Origin of the sequence: Comamonas thiooxydans (genome assembly GCF_002157685.2) — a bacterium.
GTDB classification, from domain to species: domain Bacteria; phylum Pseudomonadota; class Gammaproteobacteria; order Burkholderiales; family Burkholderiaceae_C; genus Comamonas; species Comamonas testosteroni_H.
Genome location: NZ_AP026738.1, coordinates 1273190 through 1287082, shown reverse-complemented (window position 1 = coordinate 1287082; position 13893 = coordinate 1273190). Strand labels below are relative to the sequence as shown.

The window sequence follows — 13893 nt, the reverse complement described above, 5'->3', positions numbered from 1 at the left end:
CAACGAAAAAGGGCTTGCGGCCGATGTGACCGCAAGCCCTTTTTCATTCAAGAAAGTCCCGATCAGTTGGTCTGGATGCCTGCAGCCTTGATGATCTGGGCGTTGGACCTGGACTCGGCCTCGATCTGCTTGGCAAAGTCCGCAGCCTTGCCGCCGGTAGGCACATTGTCCGTGGCTTCCAGGCGCTGACGGATCTCGGGCAGCGCCAGCGCCTTGTTCACCTCGGCATTCAGGCGAGCCAGCACGGGGGCAGGCACACCTGCGGGAGCGAAGATGCCGAAGACCGATGTGGTGTTGGCGTTCTTGTAACCCAGCTCAGCCAGCGTGGGCACCTGGGGCAGCGAGTCCAGACGCGCCGGAGCCCCCACGGCCAGGGCCTTGAACTTGCCGGCCTTGATGTGCTGCATCACGGCCGGGCCGGCATTCGTGGACAACACCTCGAACTGTGCACTCAGGCCGTCATTGAGCTGCTGGCCACCGCCCTTGTAAGGCACATGGGTGATCTGCACCTTGCCCTGATCGGCAATCTGCTCGAGCATGATGTGGCCCAGCGACGCCAGACCGGCCGTGGCCCAGCGGACATCGCCGGGGTGGGCCTTGGCCTGGGTCATCAGCTCGGGAAAGCTCTTGACTGCCAGACGGGTCGTGCCCAGCAGCAGCACGGGCGAGTACATCACGCTGACCACGGGAACGATATCCTTGTGCGGGTCGAACAGCGGCTTGCCCAGATGGGGGCTCAGCGTCAGCGGGCTGATGGACGAAAAGCCCAGCGTATAGCCATCGGGGTTGGACTTGGCGACTTGATCCAGGCCAATCGCGCCACCCGCGCCGGCCTTGTTGTCGATCACCACCGACTGACCCAGCGACTGCGACAGCTTTTCACCCAGTGCACGGGCCACCACATCGCTGACACCACCGGCAGGGTAGGACACCACCAGACGAATGGGACGGCTGGGCCAGCCAGCCGCGTCGGCTTTGTCGGCCGCCTGGACATTCAGGGACAAGGTGGCAGGCAGCACGGCTGCCAGGGCACAGGTCAGCATGCTGCGACGCAGAAAGTTAGTCATCACTCGAAATCCAAAAATCAAGACCTGCATTTTTGACCAAAGTGAATTCCCCGGTTGATTTGGACGACGATTCGTCAATTCATTGGACGTAAAACATCAAAATAAAACTACAAACATTCAAATAGACCAGCACTTCAGTCGACCAACATCTTCATCGATGTGTCGCAATGACGCCCGCAAGGCTTGCCGCTAGACTGCAGCAATCTCCACAAAGAAAGCGCCCCATGGCAGAAAAGCAACCTCTATCACGTCGCTCCATCTTGCTGCGAAGCGGTGCTGCAGGCGCTGCGCTGGGCGCCATGGCTCTACCCGCCGCGGCCGCACGCAAGGCCTCCCGCACCTGTGTGCTCGATGGACTGCAACCCTCAGTGCTCACCATCAGCGGCCCCGGTGTGCAGGCCAATCGCGGCAAGCCGCAGGCCGTGGCGGACCGCATGCTGATCATCCATGGCTATCTGTTCGATGCAGCCTGGTCCTGCGGCATGGATGCACTCAACAGCCTGGAGCAGCAGACATTCAGGACCACGCTTGAATACGACGAAGCCGAGCACAGCCTGCAAGGCCCGCTGCTGGAGCAGGTCCTGCAGGCCGCCGGCGTGGATGTAGGCCAGGCCATGGCGCGCGGCCTGCAACTGACCTTGCAGGGCATAGATGGCTATCGCAGCCAGATACCACTGGCCCAGGCCGTGCGCTGGCGCATGCTGATCGCCACCCAGCTGGACGGCGTGCCGCTGGCCATGGGCGGCGTGGGCCCGCTCTGGGCCATTTTTGCAGCCCATCAGATTCCGGAGCTCGGCCAATTGCCCGTCAAGCAACGCTTTCCTGCCGCCGTCTGGGGGCTGTACCACCTGCAGCTCGGCAGCGCGACAGCCTAGGTAGCGGCTCAGCCGCGCGGGTGATGCTCGGCATGCAGAGCCTTGAGCCGCTCGCGCGCCACATGGGTGTAGATGGTGGTGGTGGAGATGTCGGCATGCCCCAGCAGCATCTGCACCACGCGAAGGTCGGCACCATGGTTGAGCAAATGGGTGGCAAACGCATGGCGCAGCGTATGTGGCGACAGCGGCGAGTTCACACCTGCAATTTGCGCGCATTTCTTGACGATGACCCAGAACATCACGCGACTCATGCCCGCGCCGCGCTGGGTCACAAACACCTCCTCGGTCTGCTGCCCTCCCAGAATCACGGCACGCGCCTGCTGCAGATAGCGCTCCAGCCAGTGCTGCGCCTCCTGGCCGAACGGCACCAGCCGCTCCTTGCGTCCCTTGCCCGTCACGCGCAGCACGCCCGAGCGCAAGTCCAGTTCATGCACGCGCACGCCCACCAGCTCGCTGACACGCAGTCCGCTGGCATACATCAGCTCCAGCATGGCGCGATCGCGCAAGCCCAGCGGGCTGTCCACATCGGGCGCATTGAGCAGGGCCTCCACCTGCTCCTGGGTCAAGGTCTTGGGCATGCGCTGCGGCTGCTTGGCCGCCAGCATGCGCACCGTGGGGTCGGCAGCGATGCGCTTTTCACGCAGCGCCCAGTGAAAGTAGCGACGCAACACCGTCAGCCTACGGTTCGAGGAGGTGGCCTTGGTGTCGTCTACACGGGCCGTGAAATAGCCCTGCAGATCGCCTTCCAGCGCAGCATCCAGCGCCTTGGGCGGCTGCAGCCGCGCCAGCCAGCGCGCAGCCGCCGTCAGGTCACGCCGATAGGCGGACAGGGTATTGCGCGAAAGCCCGTCCTCCAGCAACAGGGCATCGATGAACTGATCGAGCGCATGCTGGCTCTGCGGCAAGGGCTGCGGCCAGTCATCGGGAATCTGCGGTTTGCGGGCTTTTTTGGGGGCGTCGGACATGGGGCTAGCGTACACGCTGACGAAGGCCGTGCAGGTTTGAAGGCGGGCCCATGCGATATGGAGCTACTGGTCAGATCGCGGGCCAGAGGCAACCCATGCTCGAAGTTGGCCGTGGAGTAAGCTCAGGGCGGACAAACTCAGACTGAAGACGGATTGGGAGACATGGGACGAGAGTACAAAATCAAATGTGTCGTACCAGGCAATTACGATCCCACTGCGCTGCGTGGAAGGTTGCCAAACCCGAGCAATCCAGAAGTGATGGGCGAGATCTACAGCTACGCGATAGGGTCGGACGGTTTCTATTTCATCGACCACCTAGCGGATCGCACTGTCGCGGCCGTAGCGTTGCAAAGCCTCCTCGATGAGGCACTTGGACTCAACGACGCTGTCGAGCTCACCCAGCTTTAGCCCATCCACTTCGCCTGCCGTGGCGCAAACGGCCCTGAGCCGCCGCCTGATCCGGCCGGAAACGGGTACTCAATGCTGAAGCCGAGCCACAAGCGACAGCTTGCCGAAGTGAGCCGGCTTGAGAGAATGCCTGGATCCCGCCCAGGTCGCCATCTCGCGCCGATATGCACACAGCCTCCGGCGCGGTAGTGACTGCTGCTGGCGAACAGGCTCTCCTGGTACTTCTGGCGCAGATGCCTCATATCGAGATTCGATTTCGCAATCCGGCCTCGGCCCGCCTTGAAGCTCAAGGCCGCATCTTTGTGCAAGGCGCAGAAGACCGCCCAGACCATCGGCTGATGCACCTCGCTCCACGCATCGGCATGAGCTTCTGCAACCTCCGGCAGCCTGGACAGTTGCGGAAACAGACCGCCACCGCCAGTCACTGGCTTCCCATCTGAAATCGCTATCCGCGATGGCCAGAACCGCAACGTTTCACGCCGCACCCTCTTGAATTTGATTGCTCGGGTGGATAGGGAAACCTCATGCCGTGCAGACGACAGCGGTACTAGCCCGCATCAGGCGCTTGCAGTCCAGATTGGCACCCAAAGTAACGGCAGACAGGGCTGGAAGCCCGGCTTTTTCGGCATATGCACTGCATGGCCATACGACACGCAATGAAGCGGCATCGGCCTGAGTCACCTAACAAGCGCCTGGCTGTGCCCTATGGTAGGCAACAAGCGCGTTCGCATGTCCATGACCGATGCCGTGCTCGAGCTTGAGATGTGCGACCTGCTCCATATGTTTTTTATCGCGCAGCTCATCGAGAATCTTGAGCCAGTGCGTGATCGGCTTTCCATAGGCCTTCTCGATGGAAGGGAAGTAGGACGCGGGTCCTTTGATCTTCTGTTCACTTGTCATGCACACCTCCGATGACTGGATAAAGAATCTGACGCAAACATCCGACAAACCGTGCTCAATGCCTTGGACAATGAGCACATTGATGCTTCTTTGGCTTGTTCACCCTCACCCGGTCTTGTTTTCCTGTATCGATTGGCTGCTCAGGGCCGAAATCAGCCCGCCTCATCGCCCTGTCCCGGCCCTCGCATATAAAAACAAAGCCCGAATGGCCTCAAAGGCCATTCGGGCTTGCGGTATCCGCTACTGCATCGGCAGCAGATCAGTTGCTTAGTCCAGTGTCAGCTTCTGCTTGGCCACGACCTGCTTGTAGGTTTCGAACTCTTCCTTCAGTTCCTTGGCGAATTCCTGAGGAGAGTTGCCCACCACCAGCGAGCCGGTGTCTTCGATACGCTTCTTGACCGCAGGGTCCTGCAGCACCTTCTTCACAGCGGCATTGATCTTGTCGACCATGGCCTTGTCCATGCCCTTGGGACCCAGAATGCCATAGGAAGCCATGCGATTGACCTGGGGCAGACCCACTTCCTTGAAGGTGGGCACGTCAGGCAGCACGGCCAGACGCTGGGGAGCTGCCACGGCGATGGCCTTGAGGCGGTTGTCCTTGATGAAGGGCAGCGCCGAAGGCAGGTTGTCCAGAATCATGGGGATCTGGCCGGCAACCGCGTCGTTCAGGGCCGGGCCCGCGCCACGATAAGGCACATGGGTCATCTGGATGCCGGTCAGCGACTTGTACAGCTCCATCAGCATGTGCTGGATGCCGCCCGTACCGGACGAGCCATAGGAGTACTTGCCGGGATTGGCCTTGAGTTCGGCCTCGAAAGCCTTGTAGTTCGCCGCGCCGGGGAACTTGGGGTTCACGGCGATCACATTGGGCGTGGCCGCAATGTTGATGATGGGCGTGAAGTCCGTCAGCGGGTTGTAGGGAGTCTTGGGGTTGATGGCCGGATTGGTGGCCATGGTCGACAGCGTGGAAATGCCCAGGTTGTAGCCGTCGGGCTTCTGACGCGCGGTTTCCTGCGCACCGATGACGCCGCCGCCGCCGCCCTTGTTGTCCACCACCACGGACTGGCCCAGCTCCCTGCTCAGCGGCTCGGCGATCACACGCGCAATGATGTCGGTCGTGCCGCCTGCGGCAAAGGGCACCAGCAGCTTGATGGGCTTGGTGGGGTAGTTGGCCTCAGCCAACACACCAGTCGAGAAACCTACAGTTGCCAGAGCCATTGTCAGGCCCACGCACATACGACGATTCATGAAGGGGTCTCCTTATGAGTTCTGAAATTAACGGCTGATGGTACGTGCCGCAAAAAACCCGACACATTCTTGTTAGCCCTGATTTCTCAGTAATTACCCTAGATTCACAGCATTTCCTTGAAGCGCATCAAAGTTCAGCGCGAATGAAACGAGCGACAACAGTAAGTACTACTACATAGAAACTTGGCGACAGCTTTCTCTCAGCAAACCTATGACCGGCCCTATGCTTACAGGCCGTGAACTATCTAGAACTGCTTTTTCCCGATTTCGCGCTCATCGTGCTGGGCTATGTGCTGTGCCGTTTCACGCCCATCAACCGCAGCGTCTGGCAAGCCGTGGAGCAGCTCGTCTACTACCTGCTGTTTCCGGTGCTGCTGTTTCACTCCATCACTCGCAACCCGATCCAGTGGGGCGACGCCAGTCAATTGCTGGCCGCCGGTGTGCTGGGAGGCCTGCTGGGCATTGCGCTGACCTACAGCCTTCCACACCTGCCGTTTCTGGGCCGGCGCATCGATGCACGCAGCTATGCGGGAGCAGCGCAAGTGGCGTTTCGCTTCAACTCCTTTATCGCGCTGGCGCTGGTTTCGCGCCTGGCAGGGCCGGACGGACTGCTCTATGTCTCGGTGCTGATCGGCGTGTCCGTGCCGCTGTTCAATGTGGCCGCCGTCTGGCCCATGGCGCGCGGCAGCGGCCAGCATTTTGTCGGGCATCTGATGCGCAACCCGCTGATCATCGCCACCGTCAGCGCCCTGCTGTTCAATGCCGCCGGACTGAAGATTCCGGCCTTGCTGGAAGCCCCCGTGGCCCGTATCGGCGCTGCCTCGATCGCCCTAGGCCTGATGGCCGCCGGCGCCGGTCTCAAGCTCAGTGCACTGGCCAGCAACAAGCTGCTGGCCAGCGAGTTGCTGCTGATACGCCATGCCATACAGCCGCTGATCGCCTTTGCCATGGTTCAGCTGTTCCACCTCAACCAGCCGCAGGCGATTGCGCTGATGGCGTTCTCCAGCCTGCCTACTGCCTCGTCCTGCTATGTGCTGGCTGTGCGCATGGGCTATGAAGGCTCGTTTGTGGCCAGTCTGGTGTCGCTGTCCACGATGCTGGGCGTGCTCAGCCTGCCCTTCGGACTCTGGCTGATCGGCATTTGAATTTGATAGCTTCTTGTGCTTACTGGATAAGCAATAAAGGTCAATTTCACTAAAAGTCAAGCACGCTGGGCCAGCGCCCAGGCCACATGCTCGGCCACCACGGGGTCGGGATGATCGGCCCGGCTCTGCAGTGCGGCCCTGAGTTCGGGCCTGCCGGTTTCGCGCCAGGCATTGCCCAGGGCCACGGCCACATTGCGCAGCCAGCGCGCATGGCCAATGCGGCGAATGGGGCTGCCCTCGGTCACTCGCAAAAACGTGGCTTCATCCCAGGCCAGGAAATGCACCAGCTGAGTGCCAGCCAGTCCGGCGCGGGCGTCGAAGTCCGGCAAGACGCTGGGATGGGCAAACTTGTTCCAGGGACAGGCCAGCTGGCAGTCATCGCAGCCATAGATGCGGTTGGCCATCAAGGGCCGCAGTTCCTCGGGAATGCTTCCCGCATGTTCGATGGTCAGATAGGAGATGCAGCGCCGCGCATCGACCTTGTGCGGCGCGATGATGGCGCCCGTGGGGCAGGCGTCGATGCAGGACGAGCAACTGCCGCAGTGCGCCGTGACTGCGGCGGTGGGCTCGAGCGCAAAGTCCACATAGATCTCGCCCAGAAAGAACATCGATCCGGCCTCGCGGCTCAGCACCAGCGTGTGTTTGCCGCGCCAGCCCTGGCCGCTGCGGCTGGCCAGCTCGGCCTCCAGCACCGGGGCGGAGTCGGTAAAGGCACGGTGGCCGAACGGGCCTATCTCCTGTGCGATGCGTTCAGCCAGCTTCTGCAGGCGGTTGCGCAGCACCTTGTGATAGTCACGGCCTCTGGCGTAGAGGGAGACAATGCCTTCTTCGGGACGCTTGAGCCGCTCCCATTCCACGGCCTGCCAGCCGTCCCCGGTCTCGCGCGGCAGATAATCCATGCGCGCGGTGATCACGCTCACCGTGCCGGGAACTAATTCCGCAGGCCGGGCTCGTTTCAAACCATGGGCCTGCATGTAATGCATCTCGCCATGAAAGCCCTGCGCCAACCATTGCAGCAAACCGGGCTCTGCCGAGGACAAATCCACGCCCGCCACGCCGATTTGGGAGAATCCCAGCTCGCGAGCCCAAGCTTGCATCAAAGGAACCAATTGACTGCTGCTCAACATACTCCCCGAATTGTAGGAAGCGAGCCCACACCGGCGCTGGCGCAGCGCCAGATACTCTGGCAGAGCGAACAGGATACCGAGCGCTTCGCCCGGCAACTGGCCGCCCTGCCCGAGCTGCGCAACGCCTATGTGACTCTGCATGGCGACCTGGGTGCGGGCAAGACCACGCTGGTGCGCCACTGGTTGCGCGCCCTGGGCGTGCAGGGCCGCATCAAGAGCCCGACCTATGCGGTGGTGGAGCCACATGAGGCCGGCGATCTCTCGATCTGGCACTTCGACTTCTATCGCTTCGACGATCCGCGTGAATGGGAAGATGCAGGTTTTCGTGACATTTTTGCCAGCGCCGGACTCAAGCTGGCAGAATGGCCCGAAAAGGCTGCAGCGGTTACACCTGTTGCGGATATAGCTATCCATATCGAAGCAATTGACGATGTGCAGCGACAGGTGACGCTCAAGGCCGGCACCCCCGCAGGCTGCACCGTGCTTGAAGCATTGACGGCATGAGCAAAACAACTTCCTCCACGGCTTTTCCGGATCTGCCCCGACCGGGCTCTTCCCGACCAGGTCTTTCCCGCCGCAATCTGCTGCAGGCAGGCGGCGTGGTTCTGCTGCTGGGCCGCCAGCATATTGCGCAAGGCGCAAGCATCGTGGCCGTGCGCGTCTGGCCCGCCCCCGACTACTCGCGTGTCACGCTGGAATCCGATATTCCGCTGACGGCCAAGCCGGTCTTCGTGCCCAGCCCGCCGCGGCTGGCCGTCGATATCGAGGGCCTGGATCTGAACCCGGCGCTCAAGGAACTGGTGGCCAAGGTCCGCTCCGACGACCCCAATATCGCCAGCATCCGCGTCGGCCAGTTTGCACCTGGCGTAGTGCGCCTGGTGATAGACCTCAAGCAGGAAGCCAGGCCCCAGGTCTTCACGCTGGCCCCGATCTCGCCCTACAAGCACCGGCTGGTGCTGGATCTCTACCCCGCCAAGGCCGTGGATCCGCTGGAAGCCCTGATCAGCGAGCGCCTGCGCGATGCCGGCAGCACGGCCGCCGCGCCGGCACCACACAACCCTGCCATCACGACACCACCCCCTGCAGCGATTGCGACAGCCCCCGCGGCCGACCCTCTGGGTGATCTGATTGCCCAGCGCAACCAGCGGCCCAGCGCGCCAGCACCGGCTCCCGCAGTAATTGCACAGGCTCCGGCACCGGCTCCCGTGCCGCCGCCACCGGCTCCCGCGCCACGCCCGGCACCGGCCCCCAGGCCTGCACCCAATATTGCCACCTCGCAAAGCACGGACCGGATCATCATCGTGGCACTGGACCCCGGCCATGGCGGCGAAGACCCCGGCGCCACCGGTCCCAGCGGCCTGCGTGAAAAAGACGTGGTGCTCAAGGTCGCCCATCTGCTGCGCGAGCGCATCAACAACTCACGCATCGGCGGCAGCCCCATGCGCGCCTTCATGACGCGCGATGCCGACTTCTTCGTGCCCCTGGCCACACGCGTGGAAAAAGCCCGCCGCGTCCAGGCCGATCTGTTCATCAGCATCCATGCCGATGCCTTCACCACCCCCGCGGCGCGCGGTGCCAGTGTGTTTGCGCTCAGCGAACGCGGCGCCTCGAGCACGGCCGCCCGCTGGCTGGCCAACAAGGAAAATCAGGCCGACCTCGTGGGCGGTCTGAACGTGGGCGGACTGCAGGACCAGCATGTGCAGCGCATGCTGCTGGACATGAGCACCACCGCCCAGATCAAGGACAGCCTCAAGCTGGGTACCTCGCTGCTGGGCGAAATCGGCGGCATGGCCAAGCTGCACAAGGCCCGCGTGGAGCAGGCCGGCTTTGCCGTGCTGAAGGCGCCCGACATTCCCAGCGTGCTGGTGGAAACGGCCTTCATCAGCAACCCCGAGGAGGAAGCCAAGCTGGCCTCTGCCGCCTACCGCGAGCAACTGGCCGATGCGCTGATGACGGGCATACGCAAGTACTTCGCCCACAACCCGCCCCTGGCGCGCAGCCGATCGGTTTAAGTGCGTGCTTACACAAAACAGCCGTGCTGGCTGTCAGCCGACAAGCCGGCTTGATGACAGTCGCCAAGCCTGAATGACACAGGCTTGGCCCTCTCTCCTACCTGAAAGCCAGGGCAAAAGGTTCAAGATCAGGGCATGTTCTTATGAAAGCTGGCCTCTACGGCAGCTGTACAGGAGAGACCTCATGAAACTGCGAACTCTTGCCATCACCGTGTCTGCAGCCTTCACGCTTGCCATGGCAGGCTGCTCCACCTCGCCCACCAATGCCCAGATCGGCACCGGTGTCGGCGCCGTCGCTGGCGGCGTGGTCGGTGATGCACTGTTTGGTTCCACTTTGGGCACCGTAGGCGGCGCCGCGGCAGGCGCGCTGATCGGCAACGAGGTAGGCAAGCGCAAATAAGCGCCTCGATCCGATCTGAATGCCCAAAAAAGAAGCCCCGGCATGCCGGGGCTTTTTCATGGGTCAGCGCTTTTCTGGTCGGCGCAAAGCGCAGCCAAGAGCACAGATCAGGCGGTCCTGGCCTTTTCGGCCTTGCCGGCGCGCCAGGCACCGAAGATGGCGATCAAGCCGGGCACCAGGATCAGACCCCAGATGATTTTTTCGAGATTGTTCTTCACCCACTCCATATTGCCGAAGAAGTAGCCTGCGGCGCTGATGCCCACCACCCACAGCACGGCCCCCACGACATTGAACAGGCTGAACTTGGCGCGGCTCATATGGGCCACACCGGCCACGAAAGGTGCAAAGGTGCGGATAAAGGGCATGAAGCGCGCAAGAATGATGGTCACGCCGCCATAGCGCTCATAGAAGTTGTGGGCCTGGTCAAAAGCCTTGCGGTTGAACCAGCGCGAGTCCTCCCACTGAAACACCTTGGGGCCCAGGTAGCGGCCTATCGTGTAATTGCTCTGATCGCCCAGGATGGCTGCTGCCAGCAGCACCACCACCGCCAACGGGTAGCTCATGTAGCCGGCACCGCACAGCGCGCCGACGATGAACATCAGCGAGTCACCGGGCAGGAAAGGCATGACCACCACACCGGTTTCGACAAACACGATGATGAACAGCAGGGCATACACCCAGGGCCCATAGGCCACGACAAAGGCTTCCAGATGCTTGTCGATATGCAGGATGAAGTCGATCAGAAACTGAATGATTTCCAAAACACGGTCCTCAAAAATGGATTGGCATACCGGCGTATGCCGGCCAGTAATGTACTGCGCCCCCAAAGCCCGCAGATGCTCCACCCCTTGCTGGAGTGCCATGTTTTTGAGAGCAAACTCACAGCTGCTTGCAGACTGCAACAAGGCCGGCCCTTTAATGCTGGTTTGTTACAAGTTTTGATAAAACTAAACGTCAACAATACGTCAGCTTGCCATTTCTGCTGGCACAGTAGAGATGTGTCGCCGCAAGCCGTGCATTGCAAATCACGACATCGGCCCCCTGGCCAACAAAGTCCGGCGTCTCCAGCCTCTCGCATGTGCAGGAGTGGGCACAGAGACCAGACCGCTTTCCATAACTAGCACGACGAGAGGAATACGAACATGAAGACATTCACCATGCGCTATGGCAAGGCCCTGACTCTGGCAGCCGCATTGACCGGCGCCCTGGCACTGGGCGGCTGCGCCCATGGCCCCAGCCGTCAGCAAGTCGGTATCGGCGCAGGTGCCGTGGCCGGCGGTGCAGTGGGCAACGTGCTGTTTGGCGGTCCCGTGGGCACCATCGGCGGTGCTGCCGCCGGTGCGCTGATCGGTAACGAACTGACCAAGGGCGGCTACCGCCGCCACTAAGCCCTGCGTCCGCGGGCTGAACGAAGAGCTGCCAGAAATACTCCGGCAGCTCTTTGTATTTTCGCCCCTCAAAAAACTCACTTGCCGGCCGGTTTGTACAGCCGCCTAGAATGGTTGCCGTGAACGCAACCAGCCCCGAACTCTCCCCCTCCTCTACCGAAACCACCGACCAGGCTGCCCCGGTGCGCCGGCCGATTCGCGACCTGCCCGACGAGCTGATCAGCCAGATCGCTGCCGGCGAGGTGGTCGAGCGCCCCGCCTCCGTGGTGCGCGAACTGGTAGACAACGCTCTGGACTCGGGCGCCGGCCAGATCACCGTGCGCCTGCTGGCCGGCGGTGTGCGCCTGATCGCGGTGGAAGACGACGGCTGCGGCATCCCTCGCGACGAGCTGCCCGTGGCCCTGCGCCGCCATGCCACCAGCAAGATCAGCGATCTGCACGATCTGGAAACCGTGGCCACCATGGGCTTTCGCGGCGAGGCACTGGCCGCCATTGCCTCGGTATCGGAAACCTCCATCTTCTCGCGCCCCGCAGGTCAGGACTCGGCCTATCTGCTGGATGCACGCAGCGGCGAGCTGCGCCCCGCCGCACGCAACCAGGGCACGACCGTGGAGGTCAAGGAGTTGTTCTTCTCCACGCCCGCGCGCCGCAAATTCCTCAAGACCGATGCCACCGAACTCGCGCACTGCATAGAGTCCGTGCGTCGCCACGCGCTGGCCCGCCCCGATGTGGGCTTTGCCATCTGGCATGAAGGCAAGCTGGTCGAGCAATGGCGCGCCGCCGGCAGCACGCCCGACGAAGCCTTGTCGCGCCGCCTGGCCGATGTGCTGAACGACAAGTTTGTCGACAACTCGGTGGCCGTCGATCACTGGGCCGGCCCCGTCCACGTCACGGGCCGCGCCGGCATCCCGGACGCGGCGCGCTCGCGCCCCGACCAGCAGTTCTGCTATGTCAACGGCCGCTTTGTACGCGACAAGGTATTGACACATGCGGCCCGCTCTGCATACGAGGACGTGCTGCATGGCAACAAGCAGCCGGTCTATGCGCTCTATATCGAAATCGACCCCGCACGTGTGGATGTGAACGTGCATCCCACCAAGATCGAGGTACGTTTTCGCGACAGCCGCGAAGTCCACCAGGCCGTGCGCCACGCGATAGAGAACGCGCTGGCCACGCCGCGCGCTGCGGCCGTGGTCGAGGCGGCTGCCCAGGAAGCCGCACGCCAGCCCGGCCTGATCGACGAGAGCACTGCCACACCTGTCGCAGCCAAGGCCACGACCAAGCCCGCAGCAACCCCAGCCTGGCCGCAAACCCGCATGAGCTTTGGCGAACCCGCCATCGGCAATCCCGTGCGCGATCTGGCCAAGCTCTGGGAGCCCATGCGCGAAGCCACTGCGGAAGCCGCACCCGCGCCCCAGATGGCGACGGCGTCTCCGGCTCCGGCACCAGCAAGTGCCGCAGCAGCGACACCTGAAGCGGCCACTGGCGCGACCACGATCACCAACACCACGGCCATGCCAAGCCCGGTGCCTCAGCCCGAGGACGAAGGCATCAGACTGCGCCCTTCGGGCCAGTCCAGCTACTTTCAGCGAAAAGCGCCAGCCCCCCAGATGCAGGAAGCGCCAGCCGCTACGGAGATCGTTGCCAATGCAGCAGTTGCAGCCCCGGTCGAACCGGCTGCGGCCACGCACACTGCCGAACATGCCGCAGCGCCTGCAACGCAACCACCCGTAGCGGTTGCGGCAGACAACACCCCCGTCTGGCCGCTGGGACGTGCCGTGGCCCAGCTGCACGGCGTCTATATCCTGGCCGAGAACAGCCAGGGCATGGTCATCGTGGACATGCATGCCGCCCATGAACGCATCGTCTACGAACAGCTCAAGAATGCCGTGAATACGGAAAATGGCGATGAACAGATTCCCAGCCAGCCGCTGCTGATTCCCGCCACCTTTGCCGCAACGCCCGAGGAAGTCGCCACGGCCGAAGCCCATGTCGAGACCCTGCTGACCCTGGGCATGGAGGTCTCGCCCTTCTCGCCCAAGACCCTGGCCGTGCGGGCCGTGCCGGCCACGCTGGCCCAGGGCGATGCCGTGGAGCTGGCGCGCAGCGTGCTGGCCGAACTGGCCCAGCATGACGCAACCACCGTGGTGCAGCGCGCGCGCAACGAGATTCTGGCCACCATGGCCTGCCACGGTGCAGTGCGCGCCAACCGCAAGCTCACGCTGGACGAGATGAATGCGCTGCTGCGCCAGATGGAGGTGACCGAGCGCTCCGACCAGTGCAATCACGGCCGCCCCACCTGGCGTCAGCTCAGCATGAAGGAGCTGGATGCGCTGTTTCTGCGCGGGCGCTGATGGC

General features: G+C 62.7%; 15 protein-coding genes. 9 read left to right on the top strand and 6 right to left on the bottom strand.

Annotated features, from left to right (window positions below; all coding sequences use genetic code 11):
• Positions 1-62: 62 nt before the first annotated feature.
• Complete coding sequence (locus CTR2_RS05845; protein WP_087085223.1) at positions 63-1067, bottom strand: Bug family tripartite tricarboxylate transporter substrate binding protein; 1005 nt, start codon at positions 1065-1067, stop codon at positions 63-65.
• A 224-nt stretch (positions 1068-1291) separates the two neighbouring features.
• Here CTR2_RS05845 and CTR2_RS05840 point away from each other — a divergent pair, with 224 nt between their 5' ends.
• Positions 1292-1942 carry a molybdopterin-dependent oxidoreductase gene (locus CTR2_RS05840; protein ID WP_087084738.1) on the top strand — a complete coding sequence of 217 codons (651 nt, stop codon included), beginning with the start codon at positions 1292-1294 and terminating at the stop codon, positions 1940-1942.
• Between the two features lie 8 nt (positions 1943-1950).
• On the opposite strand, the gene xerD is transcribed toward CTR2_RS05840, so the two are convergent.
• Positions 1951-2907 carry a site-specific tyrosine recombinase XerD gene (gene xerD / locus CTR2_RS05835; RefSeq protein ID WP_087084739.1) on the bottom strand — a complete coding sequence of 319 codons (957 nt, stop codon included), beginning with the start codon at positions 2905-2907 and terminating at the stop codon, positions 1951-1953.
• A 162-nt stretch (positions 2908-3069) separates the two neighbouring features.
• Here xerD and CTR2_RS05830 point away from each other — a divergent pair, with 162 nt between their 5' ends.
• Both CTR2_RS05830 and CTR2_RS05825 read left to right on the top strand, forming a co-directional pair.
• Positions 3070-3315 (top strand): hypothetical protein, encoded by a 246-nt coding sequence (locus CTR2_RS05830; protein ID WP_087084740.1) that lies wholly within the window; start codon positions 3070-3072, stop codon positions 3313-3315.
• Between the two features lie 164 nt (positions 3316-3479).
• Positions 3480-3755 (top strand): hypothetical protein, encoded by a 276-nt coding sequence (locus CTR2_RS05825; protein WP_176391733.1) that lies wholly within the window; start codon positions 3480-3482, stop codon positions 3753-3755.
• A gap of 241 nt (positions 3756-3996) precedes the next feature.
• On the opposite strand, the gene CTR2_RS05820 is transcribed toward CTR2_RS05825, so the two are convergent.
• Positions 3997-4215, bottom strand: a complete 219-nt coding sequence (locus CTR2_RS05820) for a DUF4287 domain-containing protein (RefSeq protein WP_087085224.1) — start codon at positions 4213-4215, stop codon at positions 3997-3999.
• A gap of 267 nt (positions 4216-4482) precedes the next feature.
• Positions 4483-5463 carry a tripartite tricarboxylate transporter substrate binding protein BugE gene (locus CTR2_RS05815; protein ID WP_087084741.1) on the bottom strand — a complete coding sequence of 327 codons (981 nt, stop codon included), beginning with the start codon at positions 5461-5463 and terminating at the stop codon, positions 4483-4485.
• 236 nt (positions 5464-5699) lie between these two features.
• Here CTR2_RS05815 and CTR2_RS05810 point away from each other — a divergent pair, with 236 nt between their 5' ends.
• Positions 5700-6608 (top strand): AEC family transporter, encoded by a 909-nt coding sequence (locus CTR2_RS05810; protein ID WP_087084742.1) that lies wholly within the window; start codon positions 5700-5702, stop codon positions 6606-6608.
• Between the two features lie 56 nt (positions 6609-6664).
• Here the strand turns inward: CTR2_RS05810 and queG are convergent, their stop codons facing one another.
• Complete coding sequence (queG, locus tag CTR2_RS05805; RefSeq protein WP_087084743.1) at positions 6665-7705, bottom strand: tRNA epoxyqueuosine(34) reductase QueG; 1041 nt, start codon at positions 7703-7705, stop codon at positions 6665-6667.
• 12 nt (positions 7706-7717) lie between these two features.
• On the opposite strand from queG, the gene tsaE reads away from it, so the two are divergent.
• The 3 genes from tsaE (at position 7718) to CTR2_RS05790 (ending at position 10147) form a co-directional block, all read left to right on the top strand.
• Positions 7718-8239 carry a tRNA (adenosine(37)-N6)-threonylcarbamoyltransferase complex ATPase subunit type 1 TsaE gene (gene tsaE / locus CTR2_RS05800; RefSeq protein WP_087084744.1) on the top strand — a complete coding sequence of 174 codons (522 nt, stop codon included), beginning with the start codon at positions 7718-7720 and terminating at the stop codon, positions 8237-8239.
• Complete coding sequence (locus CTR2_RS05795; RefSeq protein ID WP_176391734.1) at positions 8236-9747, top strand: N-acetylmuramoyl-L-alanine amidase; 1512 nt, start codon at positions 8236-8238, stop codon at positions 9745-9747. The genes tsaE and CTR2_RS05795 overlap by 4 nt, the downstream gene beginning before the upstream one ends.
• A 184-nt stretch (positions 9748-9931) precedes the next feature.
• A complete protein-coding gene (locus CTR2_RS05790) occupies positions 9932-10147 on the top strand; it encodes a glycine zipper 2TM domain-containing protein (protein ID WP_003064466.1) in 216 nt (71 codons plus the stop codon).
• Between the two features lie 107 nt (positions 10148-10254).
• Here CTR2_RS05790 and CTR2_RS05785 read toward each other — a convergent pair whose 3' ends face one another.
• Positions 10255-10908: a DedA family protein gene (locus CTR2_RS05785; RefSeq protein ID WP_003064464.1), complete on the bottom strand. Its 654-nt coding sequence runs from the start codon at positions 10906-10908 to the stop codon at positions 10255-10257.
• A gap of 381 nt (positions 10909-11289) precedes the next feature.
• On the opposite strand from CTR2_RS05785, the gene CTR2_RS05780 reads away from it, so the two are divergent.
• The gene (locus tag CTR2_RS05780; RefSeq protein WP_034365143.1) at positions 11290-11535 is read left to right on the top strand and encodes a hypothetical protein; all 246 of its coding nucleotides are present in this window, start codon (positions 11290-11292) and stop codon (positions 11533-11535) included.
• Positions 11536-11645: 110 nt separating this feature from the next.
• Positions 11646-13889, top strand: a complete 2244-nt coding sequence (mutL, locus tag CTR2_RS05775; protein ID WP_087084745.1) for a DNA mismatch repair endonuclease MutL — start codon at positions 11646-11648, stop codon at positions 13887-13889.
• Positions 13890-13893 lie beyond the last annotated feature (4 nt).